The organism is Dyella sp. C9, assembly GCF_003332825.1.
GTDB lineage: Bacteria > Pseudomonadota > Gammaproteobacteria > Xanthomonadales > Rhodanobacteraceae > Dyella.
In genome coordinates this window covers 202,970-223,231 of the sequence record NZ_QIRF01000003.1, presented here as the reverse complement: position 1 = coordinate 223,231, position 20,262 = coordinate 202,970, and the positions used below count along the sequence as shown (strand labels likewise).

20 protein-coding genes are annotated in these 20,262 nt (G+C 66.6%); 5 read left to right on the top strand and 15 right to left on the bottom strand.

The window, feature by feature from the left end:
* Positions 1–19: 19 nt before the first annotated feature.
* From DVU99_RS05715 to DVU99_RS05660, 12 genes are all read right to left on the bottom strand, one after another.
* Positions 20–1,285 carry a glutamate-5-semialdehyde dehydrogenase gene (locus DVU99_RS05715; RefSeq protein ID WP_114239244.1) on the bottom strand — a complete coding sequence of 422 codons (1,266 nt, stop codon included), beginning with the start codon at positions 1,283–1,285 and terminating at the stop codon, positions 20–22.
* Positions 1,282–2,442 carry a glutamate 5-kinase gene (gene proB / locus DVU99_RS05710; protein WP_114239243.1) on the bottom strand — a complete coding sequence of 387 codons (1,161 nt, stop codon included), beginning with the start codon at positions 2,440–2,442 and terminating at the stop codon, positions 1,282–1,284. Before proB ends, DVU99_RS05715 begins: the two co-directional genes overlap by 4 nt.
* Positions 2,439–2,798, bottom strand: a complete 360-nt coding sequence (locus DVU99_RS05705) for a cupin domain-containing protein (RefSeq protein ID WP_114239242.1) — start codon at positions 2,796–2,798, stop codon at positions 2,439–2,441. The genes proB and DVU99_RS05705 overlap by 4 nt, the downstream gene beginning before the upstream one ends.
* A 14-nt stretch (positions 2,799–2,812) precedes the next feature.
* Entirely contained in the window at positions 2,813–4,108 is a 1,296-nt protein-coding gene (argH, locus tag DVU99_RS05700; RefSeq protein WP_114239471.1) for an argininosuccinate lyase, read from the bottom strand.
* Between the two features lie 140 nt (positions 4,109–4,248).
* On the bottom strand, positions 4,249–5,205 hold the full coding sequence (gene argC, locus DVU99_RS05695) for an N-acetyl-gamma-glutamyl-phosphate reductase (RefSeq protein WP_114239241.1): 957 nt from the start codon (positions 5,203–5,205) through the stop codon (positions 4,249–4,251).
* A gap of 3 nt (positions 5,206–5,208) precedes the next feature.
* Positions 5,209–6,525 carry an acetylglutamate kinase gene (locus DVU99_RS05690; RefSeq protein WP_114239240.1) on the bottom strand — a complete coding sequence of 439 codons (1,317 nt, stop codon included), beginning with the start codon at positions 6,523–6,525 and terminating at the stop codon, positions 5,209–5,211.
* Positions 6,526–6,531: 6 nt separating this feature from the next.
* The gene (locus DVU99_RS05685) at positions 6,532–7,626 is read right to left on the bottom strand and encodes an acetylornithine deacetylase (protein WP_114239239.1); all 1,095 of its coding nucleotides are present in this window, start codon (positions 7,624–7,626) and stop codon (positions 6,532–6,534) included.
* A gap of 135 nt (positions 7,627–7,761) precedes the next feature.
* Positions 7,762–8,955, bottom strand: a complete 1,194-nt coding sequence (locus tag DVU99_RS05680; protein WP_114239238.1) for an argininosuccinate synthase — start codon at positions 8,953–8,955, stop codon at positions 7,762–7,764.
* 40 nt (positions 8,956–8,995) lie between these two features.
* Positions 8,996–9,475, bottom strand: a complete 480-nt coding sequence (locus DVU99_RS05675) for an OsmC family protein (protein ID WP_114239237.1) — start codon at positions 9,473–9,475, stop codon at positions 8,996–8,998.
* The gene (locus DVU99_RS05670; protein ID WP_114239236.1) at positions 9,472–10,098 is read right to left on the bottom strand and encodes an FMN-binding negative transcriptional regulator; all 627 of its coding nucleotides are present in this window, start codon (positions 10,096–10,098) and stop codon (positions 9,472–9,474) included. The genes DVU99_RS05675 and DVU99_RS05670 overlap by 4 nt, the downstream gene beginning before the upstream one ends.
* Positions 10,099–10,100: 2 nt before the next feature.
* On the bottom strand, positions 10,101–11,108 hold the full coding sequence (locus DVU99_RS05665) for an N-acetylornithine carbamoyltransferase (protein WP_114239235.1): 1,008 nt from the start codon (positions 11,106–11,108) through the stop codon (positions 10,101–10,103).
* A 317-nt stretch (positions 11,109–11,425) separates the two neighbouring features.
* On the bottom strand, positions 11,426–11,980 hold the full coding sequence (locus DVU99_RS05660; protein ID WP_198670194.1) for a glycine zipper 2TM domain-containing protein: 555 nt from the start codon (positions 11,978–11,980) through the stop codon (positions 11,426–11,428).
* A 244-nt stretch (positions 11,981–12,224) separates the two neighbouring features.
* Between DVU99_RS05660 and cysS the strand changes: the two genes are divergently transcribed.
* Together cysS and DVU99_RS05650 are read left to right on the top strand one after the other, a co-directional pair.
* Positions 12,225–13,613 carry a cysteine--tRNA ligase gene (gene cysS, locus DVU99_RS05655; protein ID WP_114239233.1) on the top strand — a complete coding sequence of 463 codons (1,389 nt, stop codon included), beginning with the start codon at positions 12,225–12,227 and terminating at the stop codon, positions 13,611–13,613.
* Between the two features lie 63 nt (positions 13,614–13,676).
* A complete protein-coding gene (locus DVU99_RS05650; RefSeq protein ID WP_114239232.1) occupies positions 13,677–14,111 on the top strand; it encodes a SufE family protein in 435 nt (144 codons plus the stop codon).
* A 124-nt stretch (positions 14,112–14,235) separates the two neighbouring features.
* Here DVU99_RS05650 and dksA read toward each other — a convergent pair whose 3' ends face one another.
* Complete coding sequence (gene dksA / locus DVU99_RS20070) at positions 14,236–15,243, bottom strand: RNA polymerase-binding protein DksA (RefSeq protein ID WP_232823468.1); 1,008 nt, start codon at positions 15,241–15,243, stop codon at positions 14,236–14,238.
* Between the two features lie 188 nt (positions 15,244–15,431).
* On the opposite strand from dksA, the gene yidD reads away from it, so the two are divergent.
* The 3 genes from yidD to DVU99_RS05630 all read left to right on the top strand — a co-directional run bounded on the left by yidD (position 15,432) and on the right by DVU99_RS05630 (position 18,753).
* Positions 15,432–15,692 (top strand): membrane protein insertion efficiency factor YidD, encoded by a 261-nt coding sequence (gene yidD / locus DVU99_RS05640; RefSeq protein WP_114239231.1) that lies wholly within the window; start codon positions 15,432–15,434, stop codon positions 15,690–15,692.
* Positions 15,682–17,019 (top strand): dihydroorotase, encoded by a 1,338-nt coding sequence (locus DVU99_RS05635; protein ID WP_114239230.1) that lies wholly within the window; start codon positions 15,682–15,684, stop codon positions 17,017–17,019. The genes yidD and DVU99_RS05635 overlap by 11 nt, the downstream gene beginning before the upstream one ends.
* A gap of 189 nt (positions 17,020–17,208) precedes the next feature.
* Positions 17,209–18,753 (top strand): PAS domain-containing methyl-accepting chemotaxis protein, encoded by a 1,545-nt coding sequence (locus DVU99_RS05630; RefSeq protein WP_114239229.1) that lies wholly within the window; start codon positions 17,209–17,211, stop codon positions 18,751–18,753.
* 11 nt (positions 18,754–18,764) lie between these two features.
* Here DVU99_RS05630 and DVU99_RS05625 read toward each other — a convergent pair whose 3' ends face one another.
* Together DVU99_RS05625 and folE2 are read right to left on the bottom strand one after the other, a co-directional pair.
* Positions 18,765–19,235 (bottom strand): YbaY family lipoprotein, encoded by a 471-nt coding sequence (locus DVU99_RS05625; protein WP_114239228.1) that lies wholly within the window; start codon positions 19,233–19,235, stop codon positions 18,765–18,767.
* 65 nt (positions 19,236–19,300) lie between these two features.
* A complete protein-coding gene (gene folE2, locus DVU99_RS05620) occupies positions 19,301–20,254 on the bottom strand; it encodes a GTP cyclohydrolase FolE2 (RefSeq protein WP_114239227.1) in 954 nt (317 codons plus the stop codon).
* Positions 20,255–20,262 lie beyond the last annotated feature (8 nt).

The window sequence follows — 20,262 nt, the reverse complement described above, 5'->3', positions numbered from 1 at the left end:
CGAGGTTTTGAACAGGCACTCAGCCGGTGCGACTCTCCGGATGGCGCACCTGTCCTTCCCCGCGTACCACGAAACGTTCGACCGTAAGGGATTCCGCCCCCATCGGCCCATAGGCATGCAGGCGCGTCGTCGAGATGCCAATCTCGGCGCCCAGTCCCAGCTGCCCGCCATCCGAAAAACGCGATGACGCATTGACCATCACCACGGCCGAGCGCAAGGCGCGAATGAAGCGCTGCGCCGCCGCGTCGTCGCTCGTCGCGATCACTTCGGTGTGATCCGACCCATAACGACGGATATGCGCGATGGCCTGCTCCAGGTCGTCCACCACGCGAACGGCGAGGATCAGGTCGAGGAACTCGGCAGCGTAGTCGTCATCGGTGGCGGGCGCCGCTTCCGCCACCCACCCGCGGGTGGCGGCATCGCCGCGCAACTCGACGCCCCGATCGCTTAGCGCCGCGGCCGCCCTCGGCAGGAAGCTGGCGGCCACATCGCGATGCACCAGCAAGGTCTCCAGCGCGTTGCACACGCCAGGACGCGAGGTCTTGCCATCCACCAGCAGGTCCAGTGCCAGCGCCAGGTCGGCCGCGCGGTCCACGTAGAGGTGGCACACGCCCTTGTAGTGCTTGATCACGGGCACGCGCGCGTGCTCGGTGACGAAACGGATCAGGCCCTCGCCACCGCGCGGGATGGCCAGGTCGATCAGATCGCTGAGCTGAAGCAGTTCCAGCATCGCCTCGCGGCGCAGATCGGACAGCAAGGTCACCGCGGCGGTGGGCAGGCCATGGGCTTGCAGGGCCTCGTGCAGCGCGACGGCGATCGCCATGTTGGAAGCAATGGCCTCGGAGCCGCCGCGCAGGATCACCGCGTTGCCTGCCATCAGGCACAAGCCCGCGGCGTCGGCGGTCACGTTGGGGCGCGCTTCGTAGATCATCGCCACCACCCCCAACGGGATGCGTACGCGCTCGATCGCGATGCCGTTGGGACGCGTCTCGCGCCGGGTCACCACGCCCACCGGGTCGGGCAGTTGCGCCACCTCGCGCAAGGCCTGTGCGATGGCGGCCACGCGTGGCTCATCCAGGCGCAGGCGATCCAGCATGGCGCCCTGCACGCCTTGCGCCGCCGCTTGCTGCATATCCTGTGCATTCGCGGCGAGCACGGCCCGTGCGTGCCGTTCGAGTGCAGCAGCCATGTCCATCAGCAGCGCCCGCTTCGCCTCCGTCGACAGCGCGGCGATGCGGGGCGAAGCGTCGCGGCAGGCTTCGGCCAGGGCTCGAATGTCGCTCATGCGCTGATGTCTCCCGCCAGCTCGATATCGCCCAGCGAGACGAGATCATCGCGATGGATGACCTCCGCGCCGTAGCTGTAACCCAGGATCGACTCGATGTCCCGGCTGTGCCGTCCGGCCAGTCGACGGATCTCGCCGCTGCCGTACTGGCAGAGGCCACGCGCGATGGACTGTCCGGTGGAACCCACGACTTCCACCAGGTCGCCGCGATGAAAATCGCCTTGCGCACCGGTGATGCCGCCCGGCAGCAGGGACGCCCGTCCGCTCGCCAGCGCCAGCGCCGCGCCCGCATCCACCTGGATGCAGCCCGGCGCCGTGGGTGCATGGCGCAGCCAGTACTTGCGCGCCTGCATGCGCGTGCGGGCGGCGTCGAACAGCGTGCCGTGCAGGCGACCTTCGGCGAGCGCGGACACGGCGGCGTCATCCCGGCCACTGAACAGCGCGGTGGGAATGCCGGCCGCTGCCGCCTTGGCGGCCGCCTCCAGTTTGGTTTGCATGCCACCGGTCCCGACGGCGCTGCCGCTGCCGCCGGCCATCGCCAGTATCTCCGGAGTCAGCACGGGCACGCGCGGCACCGGCGACGCCGCCGGGTCGCGCCTCGGATCGGCGCTGTACAGCGCGTTGATGTCCGAGGCGATCAGCAGCAGGTCGGCATCGACCAGTGCGGCGACAATGGCCGCCAGGTTGTCGTTGTCACCGAGCTTCAGCTCATCCACCGCCACGGTGTCGTTCTCGTTGACCACCGGCAGCACGTCCAGCGCCAGCAGGCCGCGCAGGGTGGCGCGTGCATTCAGATAGCGACGGCGATTGCGCAGGTCGTCGTGGGTGAGCAGCACCTGCGCCACCGGACGGGGACTGAGCGATTGCCACAACGCGATCATCGGCGCCTGCCCCAGGGCCGCCAGCGCCTGTCGTGCAACAAGGTCGCCACTTGCGGCCGCGTGCGCACGCAACCGGGCCCGCCCTGCGGCCACCGCGCCGGACGACACCAGCACCACTTCGCGTTCCGCCGCACGGCTGGCCTGGATGAAAGCCGACAATGCCCCGGCGTGGCGCGTGGTCAGGCCGCCGCCGTCCGCGGCGAGCAGGTTGCTGCCCACCTTCAGCACGGCCCGGCGCCAAGCGGGCAAGGCCTGCCCGGCCAGGGCGCCGCTCATGCGGGCGCATCCAGTGGAACTTCTACGCGGTCACCGTGGCTGCGCGGCGAGGACACCACCAGCATGCGCACGTCGGCGACGCCGTCGTTGCGAACCTGGTGAGCATGGCCCGGCGGCACATGCAACCCCTGACCTGACTGAAGCAGACACTCCACCCCATCGAGCTCGAGGGTCAACTCGCCCTGGAGTACGTAAAAGAACTGGCGCGACCGCGCATGCCGGTGCCGCACCTCGAAGGTGCCGCCCGGCATGCGTTCCTCGATCACGCTGAGGTCGGCACCGGCCAGCAAGTGCCAGCCGTCGCAACCCTGTCCCCATCGGTAATGTTCGGCATTCCCCGTACTGACGGTTCCCATGCCTTCCACCCCATTTAGCCGTCCATATGGCCGAGTCTAGCGCGCAATTCGCCCAGGCGCAGGTCGTGGCCCGAACCGGGCGACACGCGCGCCGCCAGGCTGCCCTCGGGGCTGCGCCCCTCGCCGGCCGCCGCCGCGGCATCGGCCGCCGCCCGGTAGGCATCCCGGAACGGCACGCCCGCAGCGGCCTGTTCGATCGCCACGTCGGTGGCATACATGGCCGGCTCGATGGCCGCGCGCATGGCCGACTCGTTCCATTCCATGCGGGCCAGCAGGTCCGGCACCAGCTCCAGCGCGGCGAGGCCATGGCGACACCCATGGAACAGCGAGCCCTTGGAGAACTGCAGGTCGCGCTGGTAGCCCGACGGCAACGACAGCAGTTGCTCGATCTCGGTGCGTGCCGCCGCCACGCTAGCATAGCTTGCGCGCAGCAGCTCCACCACGTCGGGGTTGCGCTTGTTGGGCATGATGGAACTGCCGGTGGTGTACTCCGACGGCAGCTTCACGAAATTGAATTCGGCCGTGGTGAACAGCGACAGGTCCCAGGCCAGGCGACGCAGGTCGAGCAAGGCGCCGGCAATGGCTTCCAGCACGGCCATCTCGAACTTGCCTCGCGACAGCTGCGCATAGATCGGCGACACCTGCATGCGGGCAAAGCCCAGCGCTTGCGTGGTGTGCTCGCGATCAAGCTTGAGGTTCACGCCATAACCGGCGGCGGTGCCCAGCGGGTTGGCGTCGATCAGCAGCGTGGTCTGCCTGGCGCGCAACGCGTTGTCGATGAAGCCCTCGGCAAAACCGGCGAACCACATGCCAGTGGAGGACACCACCGCGCGCTGCAGGTGCGTGTAACCCGGCAGCGGCAAACCGGGCTGGGCGGCACGGTCGAGACAGACCTGCGCGATGGCCTTGCAGTGCTGCTCCAGCGTAGCCAGCTGCTCCTTCAGCCACAGGCGGGTGGCGACCAGGATCTGGTCGTTGCGGCTGCGGCCGGTATGCACGCGGCGGCCGGCATCACCCAGGCGTTCGGTGAGGCGCGCCTCGATGGCCGAGTGGCCATCCTCGTAGCGCTCGTCCAGCACGAACTGGCCGGCGCGGAAGTCCTCGGCCAGCACGTCCAGTTCGCGCTTGAGCGCCGCAGCCTCATCTGCGCTGACCACGCCGATGTTGGCCAGGCCTTCCACGTGCGCCTTGCTCGCGGTGATGTCGTGCAGGAAGAACTCGCGATCCAGCACCACGTCGTCACCGGCGAGGAACTGCATGATGCGCGCGTCGATCTTGATGTTGGATTTTTGCCAGAGGGGTTGGGTCATGGAGATGTCCTGCAAATCGTATGAAGCTAGCCTCCCCTGCTCGTCATTCCTGCGAAAGCAGGGATCCAGCGACTCAGGTTTTACCGAGTTGCTGGTTCTGGAGCAAAGGCACTGGATCCCTGCTTTCGCAGGGATGACGATCAAGAAACCGGAATCGCCGTGTACTCGTCCACGCCAATGGCGCGATTGATGTTCTGCATGGCCTGGGTCGCCGCGCCCTTGAGCAGGTTGTCCAGCGTCGCCACCACCACCACGCGCTTGCCGTCGTTGGACACGGCGAAACCGCCGATGTCCACATGGTGCTTGTTGGCGATGTGGCTGACCCACGGCGCCTCGTCCACCACGTGCACCAGCTTCTCGCCGTCGTACGCGCCATGGAAGCGGCTGAGGATGTCCTCGCGCTTCACCTGGCGTGCCAGGTACAGGTTGGTGGTAACGGTGAGACCGCGGAAATGCGGCGCCACATGCGGCATGAATTCCACCGGCACGCCGAGGTGGCGACTGGCTTCCTTCTCGTGCATGTGGCCGGTCAGCGAATACGGCATCAGGTTGTCGCGCAGCTTCTCCGGGTCGTTGCGATCCGACGGCGTGGTACCCGCACCCGAGTACCCGGACACGCCGAAGCTCACCGGCGGCGCGGCCAGCAGGTCCTTCAGCGGCGCGATGGAAAGCTGCACCGCCGTGGCATAGCAACCCGGGTTGCTGATGCGCTTCTCGCCGCGCCAGCGCTGGCGGGTGAGCTCGGGCAGGCCGTAGTACCACTTCTCATTGAAGCGATAGTCCGCCGACAAGTCCACGATCAACGTGTCCGGCTTCGTCTTGTCGATGGCCTCGACGTACGGCGCTGCCTTGCCATTGGGCAGGGCCAGCACCACTACGTCGGCGCCCTGCGCTGCCACGGCTTCCGGGTCCAGATTGGCGTAACCCAGCTCACCACTGAAACCGGACACGTGGTCCGCCACGCGCTGGCCATCCAGCTCGCGTGAAGAGACGAATGCCAGTTCCAGCGCCGGATGCGCGGCCACCAGGCGGATCAGTTCGGCGCCGGTATGCCCGCGTGCGCCGACGATGCCGATGCGATGCTTGGTCGTGCTCATGGTTCAGTCCACCAAAGTCGGCTGACGCTGGGCGCAATGCGCCACGCAGCGTGCAATCGTTTCGAAGTCGTCGATGCCATACCAGAACACCTTCCAGCGCGGCTGCTTCAGGCAGCCGTCCGATTCGGCGTAATAGAAATGGTTGACGTTGTTGCCGTGGCGGGAACGCCAGAACAGCTGCGGGTTCTCCTCGCGCATCACCTGCCACACCGCACGCCCCAGGCCTTCGCCCTGCGCGTCGTCCAGCACGGCGAACTTGTCCAGGTACGGCAGGCCGCCTTCCTGGGTGAGGATCATCGCGGTGCGATAGTTCTCGCTCACGTAGATGCGGAACGGCTTGGTGCGCTCGAAGTAATCCGGCACCAGCGTGCGGCCGAAGCTGGACTCGATCAGGGCGCGCATGCGCTCCAGGTCGATGCCCTCCCACGACTCGAAACGCTTCACCTTCTCGCCCCGGCGGACCAGGGTGCCCGAACCCTTGTGGGTGAACAGTTCCTTGGCCAGTTCCGACGGCTTGGTGATGGACACCGAGGAGGTCAGCGGCAGGTCGTTCAGCAGGTCGGCGATCTGCTCGATCTTCAGGCGCATGCCGCCATTGATCCACGGCTGCGACATGAGGTGGTCGAACTCGGTGCTCAGGTTGATCGAGTCGATGATCTTGCCCTGGTCGTCCAGCAGGCCGCCGGTACCGGTAAGGAACACGATCTTGTACGGCTGCAGCACCCGCACCAGCTCGTTGGCGGCGAAATCGGCGTTGACGTTGAGGATCTGGCCCTCTTCCGTCTCGCCGAGGCTGGCGATCACCGGAATCGAACCGGCGCGCAGGCTGGCCTCGATCGGCGCCAGGTTGATCTGGCTCACCTTGCCGACCAGACCATAGACATCGCGATCCAGGTAGGTGGAGGTAAACACGCCCGAGGGCACCGACGTGGCACGCGTGTCCATGGTCTGCAGGGCCTCGACCAGGCGCAGGTTCTGCTCCTGGAACACCTTGCGCACGATGGCCAGCGCCTTGGGCGTGGTCACGCGCAGGCCGTTGACGGTGTGCTTCTCGATGCCCGCCGCCGACAGCTCCTCGTCCAGCTGCGGACCCGCGCCGTGCAGCACGATCGGGGTCAGGCCGACCTGCTGCAGGAAGGTCAGCGAGGAGGTGAGCGCCGGCAGGTCGTCACGCAGCACCGCGCCGCCGACCTTGACCACGGCAAAGCGCTTGGCGTCCAGCTGCGAGAAGCGCTTGAGGTATTGCTGGATCTCCTTCGCGCTGCCCATGCTCGAAAGCAGGCGGACGATGGTTTTCCGGGTGTGCTTGTGGGCTTCCACTGTTGCTTAGCTCTTGTCGATGATGCGATGAATGGTGTCGGCGTAGTGCTTCAATTGATCAAGCGAAACCCACTCGTCGGCGGTATGCGCCTGAGCGATGTCACCGGGGCCGTAAACGAAACTGATGTAGCCTGCGGCCGAGAACAGCGCGGCCTCGGTCCAGAAATCGACGGCGTTGCCGATCGGGATGTTCAGTTCGTCGGCGAGGTCGCGCGCCGCGAGGCGGCGCGCCTCGGCCGTGGCGGTATCGCCAGCCGGCAGCGAGTCGCCGCGGAACAGTTCCTGGAACTCCACCGGCTGCGGCTCGACCAGCGTGCGGAACGTTTCCAGCAACTGGTCGGGATGCATGGTCGGCAACGGGCGGAAGCCAAAGCGTACATCGGCCGAGGGGGCGATCATGTTGGCCTTGATGCCGCCGTCCACGCGCCCGATATTGAAACGTAGGCCGGTGAGTCCGCCGAAGCGTTCATGCGCCTGCTTCTCCACGAAGTCGAGCGCCGCCGCGCCCCAGCGCACCGCCTGGTGCACGGCGCTGTCGCTGGGCTTCTGCTCGCCCGAGGCGTGGCCGGCCTGGCCCTTGAAGCGCATCTGCACCGAATGGATGCCACGGTGCGCCAGCACCGCCTCGCCCTTGGTCGGTTCGGCCACGATCACCGCGTCGTAGGCCGGCTTGTCCTTGAGGAAGCCAGCGATGCAACGCGGGTCGTTGGCTTCCTCATCGGTGGACAACAACAGCGCCATGTCGCCGTCGGTGACATTGGCCACCGCCACCAAAGCGGCTGCAGCGCCCTTGATGTCACACGCACCCAGGCCGATGGCGCGGTCGTCGGTCACCCGCAGCTCATGCGGGTTGGCCGTCCAGTGCGGCGAGTCCGGCACCGTATCCAAGTGCACGTTGAACAGCACCTTCGGCTGGCCGCGCACGGCGTACAGCGTGACGGCGCCGGCACCGTAATCGGTAACCTTGACGTCGAAACCCGGCAGGTTGTCCCGCAGGTAATCGAAGATGCCGCCGGTACCGATTTCACGGGGCGGATTGCGCGTGTCGTAGCTGACCAGCGCGCGAAGATGTCGGAGGGTGTCGTCCAGTAGTGCGCTCATGCGATCCGTCTGGTGAAGGTTTTGACTAGGTCTTCAATCCCGCCGTCATTCCGGCGAAGGCCGGAATCCAGGGTCTTTGCAGTTGACACGCAAAAGTCACTGGATCCCAGCGTTCGCTGGGATGACGAGCGTTTCTTAGCCGCGGTTGATTTCCGCCCACAGCGTGCTGCTCATGCCAAACAGCTTGATGAAGCCCTCAGCCTCTTCCACGCCCCAGTCCGCCGACTGCGCGTAGGTCGCGCCCTTGGCGTTCAGGATGTGCGGCGAGCGCACTTCCACCGCGGTGACCTGCGCACCGGAGGTTTCCAGTACCACTTCGCCATTCACGCAGGCCTGGCTGGAAGTCAGGAAGGCTTCCAGGTCGGTCTTGATCGGGTCATGGAAGAAGCCCTCGTACACCACTTCCACCCACTTGCGCGCCACTTCCGGCTTGAAGCGGTTCTGCTGCTTGGTCAGCACGGCTTCTTCCAGCGCACGGTGCGCGGTGAGCAGCGAGATCAGGCCCGGCGCCTCAAACACGATACGGCCCTTGAGGCCGATGGTGGTGTCGCCGGTGTACATGCCGCGACCCACGCCATACGGCGCGAACAGCTCATTAAGCTTGGCCAGCAGCTTGGCGCCCGGCAGCTTCTGGCCGTTGAGCGACACCGCCTCGCCCTGCTCGAAGCCGATGGTGACCGACAGCTTTTCGGACGGCCATTCGGCGCGCGGCTTGCACCAGCCACGGGCGCCCTCGCCCGGGGTCTTCCAATGGTCGATCTCGCCGCCGGACAGCGTCACGCCCAGCAGGTTCTCGTTGATGGTGTAGCTCTTCTGCTTGGCGCGCACTTCGAATCCGCGCTGTTCCAGATAGGCCTGCTCATAGGCGCGGGTCTGGGTGTGCTCCTTCTGGATCTCGCGGATCGGCGCCACGATCTCGTAGTCGCCCAGCGCCTTCACCGCCAGGTCGAAACGCACCTGGTCGTTGCCCATGCCGGTGCAGCCATGCGCGATGGCCTTGGTGCCCAGTTCCTTGGCGCGCGCGATCGCCGCGTCGACGATGAGGTAACGGTCGGATACCAGCAGCGGGTACTGGCCCTGGTAGGCCTCACCGGCCTGCACGAACGGCTTGACGAAGCCTTCCCAAATCGCCGGGCCGCCGTCGACGGTAACGTGGCTGGCCACGCCCAGTTCCTTGGCGCGCTGCTCGATGTAGGCGCGCTCCTCGGCATCCACGCCGCCCGTGTCGGCGAACACGGTATGCACGGCCCAGCCGCGTTCCTTGAGGTAGGGCACGCAGAAGCTGGTGTCGAGGCCACCGGAGAAGGCGAGAACGATGTCTTTGCTCATGGCTTGCAGATCCTGGTATGGAAGGCTAAACAAATAGATGTCAGGCAGATTCAACGACGATGCGCGGTTCGCAGCGCACCGGGAAATTCACGGAGTTGGCGATGAAGCAGGCATGGTGCGCGGGCTCGTGCGCAGCCTCGGCCTTGGCCGCATCGCTGCCGGCGGTGATGGTCACCACCGGGCGCAGCACCACTTCGAGGAAACGACCGCCGTTGACGCTGGTCTCCATGGTGCCTTCGGCATGGTCCACGTAGGCCGTCACCACCACGCCGGCCAGCACCGCCTGGTGCAGATAGGACAGCATGTGGCAGGTCGACAGCGCGGTGACCAGCATGTCCTCGGGATTGAGCTTGCTGGCGTCGCCGCGGAACAGCGGATCGGACGAGCCCTGCACCACCGGCTTGCCGGCGATGCGGATCTCATGGTCGCGGCCGTAACCTTGGTAGGTCTTGGTGCCCGTGCCCTGGTTGCCGGTCCAGGTCACTTCCACCTGGTACTGGTGCTGGTGCGTTCTGCTCATGCCCTGCCCTCCTCCAGTTGCGTCATCAGTGCGGCCAGGTCCGCATCGCCACGGCCGGCACGCTGATGCAGGCCCGCGATGACACCCTGGCGATTGGCAGTCGGATGGTTCTGGCTCAGCTTGAACTTGCCCTCGATGCGCTCGATGGCGATCTCGATACCGGCAATCCCGCGCAGGCTCTTCTCGATGTGGTCTTCCGGCGCGTCGGACACATGCCAGGGCCTGGGCTGTGATGCCTCATGGCGATCGGTGAGGCGCTCCAGCAAGGTGCGCAGCCAGCCGGCATCGTTGACCACGCGCAGGCGGCCATGCACGTGCACCACGGCGTAGTTCCAGGTCGGCACTTCGCGGTGGGTTTCCTGCTTGCTGGGGTACCAGTTCGGGCTCACGTAGCCATCCGGGCCGCGGAAGATCACCAGCACCTCGGCGCCGTCCAGCTTCGCCAGTTCGTTGCTGCGCGCCACGTGGCCGTGCAACTGAGTATCGCCCACGCGCTCCAGCGGCATGTGGTTGGCGACGATGCCCTCCTCGCCATGGACGATCACCGTGGCGAACGGATAGTCGCGCATCAGCGCGTCCAGCCGGGCGGCATCGGTTTCCTTGAAGTACGGGGGCAGGTACATGGTCAGCGCTGGCCGATCAGCGAGGCCATCACCGCCTTCTGCACATGCAGGCGGTTCTCGGCTTCGTCGATGGCGATGCAGGCCGGCGAATCCATCACGGCATCGGTCGCCTTGACGTTGCGGCGCAGCGGCAGGCAGTGGCTGAACAGGCCGTTGTTGGTCAGCGCCATCTTGGCCTCGTCCACGATGAAGTGCTTGTTGGCCTCGCGGATGGGCTTCTCCTGCTCCCAGCGGCCGAAAAACGGCAGCGCGCCCCAGCTCTTGGCGTAGACCACGTCGGCGCCGCTGTAGGCCTCCTCGATGTTGTGGCTGACCTTGAGCGAACCGCCGTTCTCCTTCGCGTTCTGGTAGCCGAACTCCATGTAGCGCTCATCGAGCACGTAATCCGGCGTCGGGCACAGCAGGGTCACGTCCATGCCCATCTTGGTGGCGATCAGCAGCGCCGAGTTGGCCACTGCGGTGTTCAGCGGCTTGGGGTGGTAGGTCCAGGTGAGCACGTACTTCTTGTTCTGCAGGTTGCCCAGGTGCTCCTTCAGCGCCAGCGCGTGCGCCAGCTCCTGGCACGGATGGGTGATGGTCTCCATGTTGATCACCGGCACCGTGGCGTACTTGGCGAACGCCTTGATCACGTTGTCCTCGCGATCGACCGACCAGTCCTGGAACTTGGGGAAGGCGCGCACGGCGATCAGGTCCACGTAGCGCGACAGCACGCGCGCCACCTCGGCGATGTGTTCTTCCGTATCGCCATCCATCACCGTGCCCACCTCGAACTCGATCGGCCACGCATCCTTGCCCGGCGCCAGCACGATGGCATGGCCGCCCAGATGGAACGCGCCCAGCTCGAAGCTGGTGCGGGTGCGCATCGACGGATTGAAGAACATCAGCGCCACCGACTTGCCCGCCAGCTGCTGGCCGCGCGGGGAACGCTTGAAGGCAGCGGCCTGCTCGAGCAGCGCGTCGATCTCGGCGCGGCTGTAGTCCTGGGTGGTCAGAAAGTGGCGGAGAGTCATGTCGTGGAGTGCCCTTGGTGAAATCTTCAGAGTGCGGAAACAAAAAAACCCGGCTGCAGGCCGGGTTTTGTCGTCGATTCACATGAAACGCGTGCGACAGCCTACCCGGCCGAATGTCGGACCAGCGGTCGGCGCGCACGCGACGTCATGCCAGCGGCCATGCGGGCGCTGGTAAGAACGGTGGCGGTATAGACGGCTGCGGACATGGGTGTTCCGGGTGGTTGAACTTCAATCATGACGGGATTTTCGCTGCCGTGCAACAAGCAGCGTCTCACCCATGCCAAACCGCCGCCCGAAGGCGGCGGTTTGGCTCGGTCTCAATCGGCGGGAGAAACGCTGACCCGCACGCGCAGGCGCTCACCGGGGTCGTAATTGAGGCGCGACAGGTAGACCTCGCCGCGATAACGGTATTCCACGTCGTAGCCCATGATGCGCCGCTGCTCGCTGACCGCGTTCACCTGGCGGCAATGGGTTTCAGTGGTCTGGTATTCGCCACCGCCCGAGGCGGAAACGCTGTTGCCCACGGCGCCACCGGCCACCGCACCGGCCACGGTGGCAGCCGTACGGCCATCACCACGGCCGATCGTGCTGCCCAGCACGCCACCGACCACGGCGCCCAGGATGGTGCCTGCCGCACTACCCTGCGGGGGCGCCTGGCGCACCACCTGCTGGTCATAGCACTCCGTATGCGGCACCTCGGTACGCGCCACGCCATACACCGGATCGACGCGCAGCACATCGGCCCACCCGTAATGGGTGTTGTCGTCATTCTGGGGCTGGGGTTGGGACGGGTTCTGGTACCGCGCGTCCTGCGCAAACACGCCGGTAGCCATCAAGGACAGCGCCAGCGCGGGGAACAACCACTTTGTCACTGCGGCCTCCGCTCGGGGCAATATGGGCGCATCTCGGCACCTCATACCATCCATTCCAGCAAATTCACACTGAATCGACGCTTAGAACTTTTCCTAAAGTCCTGCGCCCGGCAGCCGTTGTTCATCCGGTGGCCCTTGGTCCGTGGTCCCTGGGCCGCCCTGCGGCCTGCCCTGCGGCTTGTTAAGATGCGCGACCGGCTTGCGCCCCAAGGGCGCCCGCTCCCACCGTCCGGACCTCCAGTCGATGCCGATCTCGCTCCATAACAGCCTCACGCGCCGCGTTGAACCGTTCACCCCGCTGAACCCGGACCGGGTCACGATGTACCTGTGCGGGCCGACGGTCTACAACTACGTGCACATCGGCAACGCGCGTGGGCCGGTGGTGTTCGACGTATTGGTACGGCTGCTGCGCCGCCACTACCCCCAGGTGGTCTACGCGCGCAACATCACCGACGTCGACGACAAGATCAACGCCGCCGCCCAGCAGCTGGGCGTGGGCATCGAGAGCATCACCAGCCGCTACACCCAGGCCTACCGCGAGGACATGGCCGCGCTGGGCATCGCCCCGCCGGACGTGGAGCCGCACGCCACGGCGCACATCCCGCAGATCATCGCGATGATCGAGCGCTTGATCGCCGGCGGGCACGCCTACGCCGCCGAGGGCCACGTGCTGTTCGAGGTGGATTCGTTCCCGGCCTATGGCGAGTTGTCCGGCCGCGATCCGGAAGAGCTCATCGCCGGCGCCCGCGTGGAAGTGGCGCCGTACAAGAAGAATCCCGGCGACTTCGTGCTGTGGAAGCCCTCCACGCCCGAGCTGCCCGGCTGGGACAGCCCCTGGGGCCGCGGCCGCCCGGGCTGGCACATCGAGTGCTCGGCGATGAGCGAGGCTCACCTGGGCGAGACCATCGACATCCATGCCGGTGGCGTGGACCTGCAGTTCCCGCATCACGAAAACGAGATCGCCCAGTCCACCTGCGCCCACGGCGGCAAGGTGTTCGCGCGCTACTGGCTGCACAACGGCATGCTCACGTTCAGCGGCCGCAAGATGTCCAAGTCGCTGGGCAACGTGATGCTGGTGCACGAGCTGCTCAAGTCGCACCCGCCAGAGGCCCTGCGCCTGCTGCTGTTGCGTGGCCACTACCGCCAGCCGCTGGACTGGTCCGAGGCCGCCATCACGCAGTCGATCAGCACGCTGGACGGCTGGTATCGAGTGCTGCGCGACCTGGCCGAGGTTCCGGTGGACGCGGGCGCGCTGCCGATCCCCGCGGCCGTCGAAGCGGCGCTGTGCGACGACCTCAACACCCCGCAGGCGCTGGCCGAGCTGGCCCAGCTGGCGGATGCCGCGCGGCAGGCCGGCGATGACCAGGCCCGGCGCACCGCCAAGGCGGCGCTGCTGGGCGGCGGCGCCATCCTCGGCCTGCTGCAGCAGGATGCGGAGGCCTGGTTCAAGCAGGCAGGCGGCGCCGCCGAGGTGGATGAGGCCCGCATCGAGGCCTTGTTGGAGGAACGCCGCAATGCCCGCGCCTCGCGCGACTTCAAGCGCGCCGACGCCATTCGCGAAGAGCTCACCGCCATGGGCATTGCCATCGAAGATGGCGCCCAGGGCACGCGCTGGAGCGTGGTGAAGGGCTGATTCCACCCCCTCTCTTCGCCAGGGAGTGGGGGATAAGGCGGCAAAACGCGCGATAATGTGCCTATGAATGCCATCGCCACACCCAGCGCCGAGCAGGCGCAGCAGGACATCGTCGAGGAATTTGCCTTCTTTGGTGACTGGACCGAGCGCTACCAGTACCTGATCGACCTGGGCAAGCAGCTGCCGCCCTTCCCCGAGGAGCTCAAGACCGAGGACTACCGGGTGCACGGCTGCCAGTCCATGGTCTGGCTGGTACCCAGCGGGAGCGCGGACAAGCTGCATTTCCAGGCCGCCAGCGACTCGGCCATCGTCTCGGGCCTGATCGCCCTGGTGCTGCGCGTCTACTCCGATCGCCCGGCCCGGGAGATCGTGGCCACCGAGCCACGCTTCATCGAGGCCATCGGCCTGGCCAAACACCTCTCGCCGACCCGCTCGAACGGGCTGGCCGCGATGCTGGCCAAGCTCAAGGCGTACGCAGCGGCCACGCTGGCCGGATGACGCTGCCCAGCCACTGACCCGGCATGCCGGCGAGGCTGCGGACAACACACCGGCAGCCGATGCCCCTGCCAAAAGAAACCCCGCCATTGGCGGGGTTTCTTTTGGCAGCGAGGCCGAGGATGGGTCAGTCGCCCATCTGCTTCTGCAGATGCTCGCGGCGCTCCTGCGCGTCGAGCGACAGCGTGGCGATCGGACGGGCGTCGAGACGCTCCAGGCCGATTTCCTCGTCGGTCTCCTCGCAGTAACCGTAGCGGCCTTCCTCGATGCGACGCAGTGCCTTGTCGATCTTGGAGATCAGCTTGCGGTAACGGTCACGGGTACGCAGTTCCAGCGAATTCTCGGTCTCGCGCGTAGCACGCTCGGCCTCGTCACCCACGTCGCGTACCTCGTCGCGGAGGTTCTCCATGGTCTGGCGCGACTCTTCCACCAGCTGTTCGCGCCATTCGCGCAGCTTGTTGCGGAAGTAGGCCAGGTGCTTGGGGTTCATGTACTCCTCGTCGTTCGAGGGGCGATAACCCTTGGGCAGGTCGATCAGGGTCGTGGAAGGCAGTGCATAGCGACCGTCTTCGCGGGTGATGCCATTGTCGAGAGTTGCGGGTTTGTTCATCGAGGACTGCTGGGCTTTCTGTTTTTTGAGGGGGGTATGACGCGCGGTGGCACTGGCTACTTTACCCGCAAGCGGGGAGGTTGCGGGCTTCTGGGCCTGCACCGCCACCGGCGTCGCCTTGGCCGGGGCCGCCGGATGCACCGCCGCAGCCTTGGCCGGCGCGGCGTGGGCTACCGGCTTGGCCGACGGCGCTTTGGTGGCTGAGGCTGGGCTGGGTACCGGCCTGGCCACGGTCTTCGGGGGCTGCTTCTTGGCGGGGGCCACCACCTTCTTGGCTGCTGGCTTCGCCACCTTCTTTACGGCCACCGGCTTCTTGGCCGGAGCTGCCTTCTTGGCCGGAGCCTTGGGGGCAGCCTTCTTGGCGACGGCTTGCTTGGCTGGAGCCTTGGCGACCTTTTTGGCAGCTGGCTTCTTGGCCACGGCCTTCTTCACTGCCGCCTTCTTGGCTGCAGGCTTCTTGGCCGGCGCGCTTTTGGCACTGCGTCCGCCAGCGGCGACCTTCTTGGCGGCCTTGACGTCTTTCACCTTGCCGGCAGCCTTTCCCTTCTGTGGCTTGGCGGCTGTCGCACTACGCGTGGTTTTCGCCATTTCCCTTCACCATTTTGGCCTTGGCGGCCGGGTGTTATAGCCCAAGCGGCTTACACCGGCAACCTTGCTTCTGGAATACTTGCGACACTACATGCCGCAAGCTGTTTCGGCAGCGTCAAACCGTCGTGACCCGACTCATACTTCTACTGCTCGGCTTCTACAAGCGCTGGCTAAGCCCCCTGCTGGGTCAGCGCTGCCGCTTCCATCCCAGCTGTTCTGATTATGCACGGATTGCGGTCGTGCGCTTCGGGCCGCTGCGGGGTGGGGCACTGGCCGGCTGGCGACTGCTTCGTTGCCAGCCGCTGTGCGAGGGCGGCGAGGACCCGGTTCCCGAGCATTTCACCTTCCGCCGTTGCTGTTCCCCTGGAGAAACCCATGTCCCTTGATTGGCTGATCAAGAACGCCGAACTGGTCAATGAAGGCCGCCGTTTCCATGCCGACGTACGCGTGAAGCAGGGGCGCATCGATGCCATCGCGGGCGACCTGGACGCCCGCCCGGGCGAAAAAGTGGTGGATGCCAGCGGCCTCTGGCTGTTCCCCGGCATGATCGACGATCAGGTTCACTTCCGTGAACCCGGTCTGACCCAGAAGGCCGACATCGCGCACGAATCGCGTGCCTGCGCCGCCGGCGGCATCACCAGCTACATGGAGATGCCCAATACCAAGCCCCCTGCCCTGGACCGCGACACGCTGGAGGCCAAATACGTCCGCGCGGCGGAAACCTCGGCGGTGAACTACGCCTTTTACATGGGTGCCAGCAACGACAACCTGGAGGCCATCCGTCGCCTCGACCCGCTGGCGGCGCCCGGCGTCAAGGTGTTCATGGGCGCCTCCACCGGCAACATGCTGGTGGACAACCCGGAGGTGCTCGACGGCATCTTCCGCGAGGCACCCACGCCGATCATCACGCATTGCGAAGACACGCCGATGATCGACCTGAACCTCGCCAAGGCGCACGAGAAGTACGGCGACGCCATCCCGCCCCGCGAACACCCGTTGATCCGCTCGCGCGAGGCCTGCATCAAGTCCACCCGCCTGGCCATCGAGCTGGCGCGCCGCCACAACAGCCGTCTGCACGTGCTGCACATCTCCACCGCCGACGAACTGGCGCTGTTCGACCCGGGTCCGATCAAGGGCAAGCGCATCACCGCGGAAACCTGCGTGCACTTCCTGCACTTCGACGATCGCGACTACGAGCGCCTGGGTTTCCTGATCAAGTGCAACCCGGCGATCAAGACCGCTGCCGATCGCGAGGCGATCACCAGGGCCCTGGCCGAAGGCCGCCTGGACGTGCTGGCCACCGACCACGCTCCGCACCTGCTCGAAGAAAAGGCCCAGCTCTATGACAAGGCGCCGGGCGGCCTGCCGCTGGTGCAGTTCGCGCTGCAGGCGGCATTGCAGCGCGTGTTCGAGGGCAAGCTCACGCTGGAGCGCGTGGTGGAAGCGGTCACGCATGCCCCGGCCACGCTGTTCGACGTGAAGGAACGTGGCTACCTGCGTGAAGGCTATGCCGCAGACCTGGTCCTGGTGGATCCGAACAAGCCGCACACCGTGCGTCGCGAGGAGGTGTTGTCCAAGTGCGGCTGGTCGCCGTTCGAGGGCTACACCTTCAACAGCTCCATCGTGTCCACCTTCGTCAACGGCCAGCGCGTGTGGGATGGCGAGCGCATCGACGACAGCGTGCGCGGCCAGCGCCTGGCCTTCACACGCTGACTCTCGCAGCGGCGGCCATCGCCGTCGCTGCATTTTCTCGCCGCTGCGTCCGCATGCCGCAGCGGCGATCGCTCAAGAGCCGTGCAAGACCGCCGAGAACCGAACGCCGTCTTCGGACGCGACGCATCGTAGTGGCAGGCCGCATGGATGGAGTTCGTAGACGGCCTGTGCCGTCTAGAGGATTCCAGCATGCGTAACAACCAGCCCGTCACCCAGCGCGAGTTCCTCGTGCCGGACGACGCCACCCTGATGTCGACCACCGACATCCACAGCCACATCACCTACGCCAACGCGGCCTTCGCGCAGGTGAGCGGCTTTTCGCAGGACGAACTGCAAGGCCAGCCGCACAACCTCGTGCGCCACCCCGACATGCCGGCCGAAGCGTTTGCCGACATGTGGGCCACCATCAAGGGCGGCGAGCCGTGGACCGCGCTGGTGAAGAACCGGCGCAAGAACGGCGACCATTACTGGGTGCGCGCCAACGCCGTGCCGGTGGTACGCGAGGGCCACCAGGTCGGCTACCTGTCGGTGCGCACCAAGGCGTCGGCCGAGGAAGTCGCGCAGGCCGATGCGCTGTACGGCACATTTCGCCGGGGCAAGGGCGGCAACCGCAAACTGCACAAGGGCGTGCTCGTGCGTACCGGTGCCATGGCATGGCGTTCGGCGCTGCGCACGCTGCCGGTGCGCTGGCGCATCCGCGGCGCACTGCTGGCGGTGTGGCCGCTGCTGCTGCTGCTTGCGGGAATGAGCGGCCTTCGCGGCCAGGCGCTGGCTGCCTTCGGTGGCGGCACGAGCCTGCTGCTGTTGCTGGCCTCATGGTGGCTGCGTGCGCAGGTGTCGCGGCCGCTGGAACAGGTCTGGCGCGAGGCCCTGCAGGTGGCCAGCGGCGAGCGCCATCACTGCACGCCGATGGAACGCGTCGACGAGATCGGCATGACGCTACGCGCCGTCGGCCAGCTGGGCCTGATGTTCCGCTGGCTGATCGACGACGTGGCCGACCAGGCGGTACGCGTGCAGAAGGCGAGCCACGACATCGCGCAGGGCAACCACGACCTGCATGCGCGCGTGGACCAGGCGTCGGCCCAGGTGCAGCAGACGGCAGCATCGATGACGCAGATGTCGGCCACTGTGGGCAGCAATGCCGAGACCTCGGACCAGGCCCATCAGCTGGCCAGCGTGGCCAGCCGCGCCGCGACCCTGGGTGGCGAGGCGGCCGGCAATGTCGTTGCCACCATGGACGGCATCCACGCCAGCTCGCAGCAGATCGCCGAGATCATCGGCGTCATCGACAGCATCGCGTTCCAGACCAATATCCTTGCGCTCAATGCCGCCGTGGAGGCCGCGCGTGCGGGTGAACAGGGCCGCGGCTTCGCCGTGGTGGCCGGCGAGGTGCGCGCACTGGCGCAGCGCACGGCACAGTCGGCGCGGGAGATCAAGCAACTGATCGGCGACAGCGTGGAGCGCATCGAGTCGGGTTCGCGGGTGGCCGACGAGGCCGGCCAGGCCATCCAGTCGATCGTGGAGCAGGTACGCCGCGTCAGCGCGCTGCTGGCCGAGATCAGCGCGGCAACCAGCGAGCAGAGCGCAGGTATCACCCAGATCGACCAGGCGGTGATGCAGCTGGACCATCTCACGCGCGAGAACGCCGCGCTGGTGGAGCACGGCGCGGCGGCCTCGGACAGCCTGCGCCGGCAGGCCACGCATCTGGCCGAGGCGGTCAGCGTGTTCCGCTGACCGCCGACGGGTCAGGGAACGGCCTTGAGCGTGATGCTCACCGGGCCGTTCTCGCCCGAGCGCCCGAGTACGCTGGTGCGCGTGTCGTTGATGGCCAGCAGCTTGTCGCCCTGCTGCAGGCGCACGTTGATGGTGAAGTCCACGCCGTCGCGCAGGTCTGCCGGGTCATAACTGATCAGGAAATCCACCGGCGAGGCGCCGACCGGCTGGATCTTTTCCTCGGCGATCGTGCGCGCCGGCACGTCCTGGCGACTCACGTCGGCCAGGGTCACCAGCAGATAGGCATCCGCCGGCAGGGGCTGCGGCAGTTCATAGCGGACGTCGCCGATCATCGACTTCATCAGCGTCTGGTGCACCGGAGCCGCAGGTTGCGCGCTGGCCGGCGCGGGCGCCGGATCGGCGGTCTTGGCGTGATGGGGAAACAGCGAGCAGGCCGACAGCGCGAGCGCGGCGGCGGCCAGCAGGGAAACACGGGACAACATGCAGATCTCCTGGGGAGCCTGGTGACAGGCTCCCCGATGCTAACAGGCCCGCCCCCGCCGGGGGCTCAGGCGCAGCCCTTGCCTGCGTAGCCGCCCTCGACGCCCTTGCTGGCATAGGCCACGGCATCGTGGGGATGCAGGCTTTCCTGGTGCTCCACCCGAACGTGGAAGTCGCCCAGGCTGTTGTCGGCGTCCAGCGCCTTCTGGATACGGCGGGCCGCGTCCTCGCAGAACATCAGGTTGCCGCCGTTGGCGAGCGCAAAGGCCTGTTCGTCCTCGCGCTTGACCGCCGTCTGCACCGGTGTGCCCAGCGCCTGTTCGGTCTGGTCGATCAGGTGAATCAGGTTGAAGTGCGCACCCTTGGCCGGGCGCACGCGCAGGCGTGCCACGCTGCGCTGGGCGTGCGGCGTGGCCACGATGCCCTTCTCGCTGCCCAGCCAGGCCAGCACGGCGGCGTGGTCGAGCGGACGCGACGCATCGAAATCGCGGGCAAACTGGTCCTGGATCAACTGGCGCGACAGTGCGGCGGAAGCCGGACAGGTGGACGAATAGACCACTTCGGTGCCGAATTCGAGCAGGAACTCATCGCCCACCAGGCTCGCCTCGATGCACACCGGATAGGCACGCCAGCCGCTGTTGGCGCTGCGCAGCGCCGGGCGACGCACCAGATGCTCGAAGCGGATGCTCAGGCAGGCACGGTCGGAAAGATCCTTGTGCGACTCCAGGAAACCCTTGAGCAACTCGCGCAGGCTGTCCGCGCTGAGCGTCTGCGTGCTGAGCGCCTGCTCCACCATCAGGTACAGGCGCGACATGTGGATGCCACGCTTGTCCGGGCGGCGCAGGTTGACGAAGGCACCGACGCGCGCGCTGGCGCGCTGCGCATCACCGTCACCGGCATCGAAACGCACCGGCACCTCGATGCCGTTCATGCCTACCCAGTCCAGCTCGCCAGCCAGGTGTGGCTGGGCGTGGACGGCCACGTCGGGCAGCAGGCGAGCGGTGTTTTCCTCGTTGTACATGGGAAATC

What these genes read in the sequence shown, in the direction of transcription:
- DVU99_RS05715 (WP_114239244.1), bottom strand. Translation starts at nt 1,285, where the DNA reads ATGAGCGACATTCGAGCCCTGGCCGAAGCCTGCCGCGACGCTTCGCCC.
- proB (WP_114239243.1), bottom strand. Translation starts at nt 2,442, where the DNA reads ATGAGCGGCGCCCTGGCCGGGCAGGCCTTGCCCGCTTGGCGCCGGGCC.
- DVU99_RS05705 (WP_114239242.1), bottom strand. Translation starts at nt 2,798, where the DNA reads ATGGGAACCGTCAGTACGGGGAATGCCGAACATTACCGATGGGGACAG.
- argH (WP_114239471.1), bottom strand. Translation starts at nt 4,108, where the DNA reads ATGACCCAACCCCTCTGGCAAAAATCCAACATCAAGATCGACGCGCGC.
- argC (WP_114239241.1), bottom strand. Translation starts at nt 5,205, where the DNA reads ATGAGCACGACCAAGCATCGCATCGGCATCGTCGGCGCACGCGGGCAT.
- DVU99_RS05685 (WP_114239239.1), bottom strand. Translation starts at nt 7,626, where the DNA reads ATGAGCGCACTACTGGACGACACCCTCCGACATCTTCGCGCGCTGGTC.
- DVU99_RS05680 (WP_114239238.1), bottom strand. Translation starts at nt 8,955, where the DNA reads ATGAGCAAAGACATCGTTCTCGCCTTCTCCGGTGGCCTCGACACCAGC.
- DVU99_RS05675 (WP_114239237.1), bottom strand. Translation starts at nt 9,475, where the DNA reads ATGAGCAGAACGCACCAGCACCAGTACCAGGTGGAAGTGACCTGGACC.
- DVU99_RS05670 (WP_114239236.1), bottom strand. Translation starts at nt 10,098, where the DNA reads ATGTACCTGCCCCCGTACTTCAAGGAAACCGATGCCGCCCGGCTGGAC.
- DVU99_RS05665 (WP_114239235.1), bottom strand. Translation starts at nt 11,108, where the DNA reads ATGACTCTCCGCCACTTTCTGACCACCCAGGACTACAGCCGCGCCGAG.
- cysS (WP_114239233.1), top strand. Translation starts at nt 12,225, where the DNA reads ATGCCGATCTCGCTCCATAACAGCCTCACGCGCCGCGTTGAACCGTTC.
- DVU99_RS05650 (WP_114239232.1), top strand. Translation starts at nt 13,677, where the DNA reads ATGAATGCCATCGCCACACCCAGCGCCGAGCAGGCGCAGCAGGACATC.
- DVU99_RS05635 (WP_114239230.1), top strand. Translation starts at nt 15,682, where the DNA reads ATGTCCCTTGATTGGCTGATCAAGAACGCCGAACTGGTCAATGAAGGC.
- DVU99_RS05630 (WP_114239229.1), top strand. Translation starts at nt 17,209, where the DNA reads ATGCGTAACAACCAGCCCGTCACCCAGCGCGAGTTCCTCGTGCCGGAC.
- DVU99_RS05625 (WP_114239228.1), bottom strand. Translation starts at nt 19,235, where the DNA reads ATGTTGTCCCGTGTTTCCCTGCTGGCCGCCGCCGCGCTCGCGCTGTCG.
- folE2 (WP_114239227.1), bottom strand. Translation starts at nt 20,254, where the DNA reads ATGTACAACGAGGAAAACACCGCTCGCCTGCTGCCCGACGTGGCCGTC.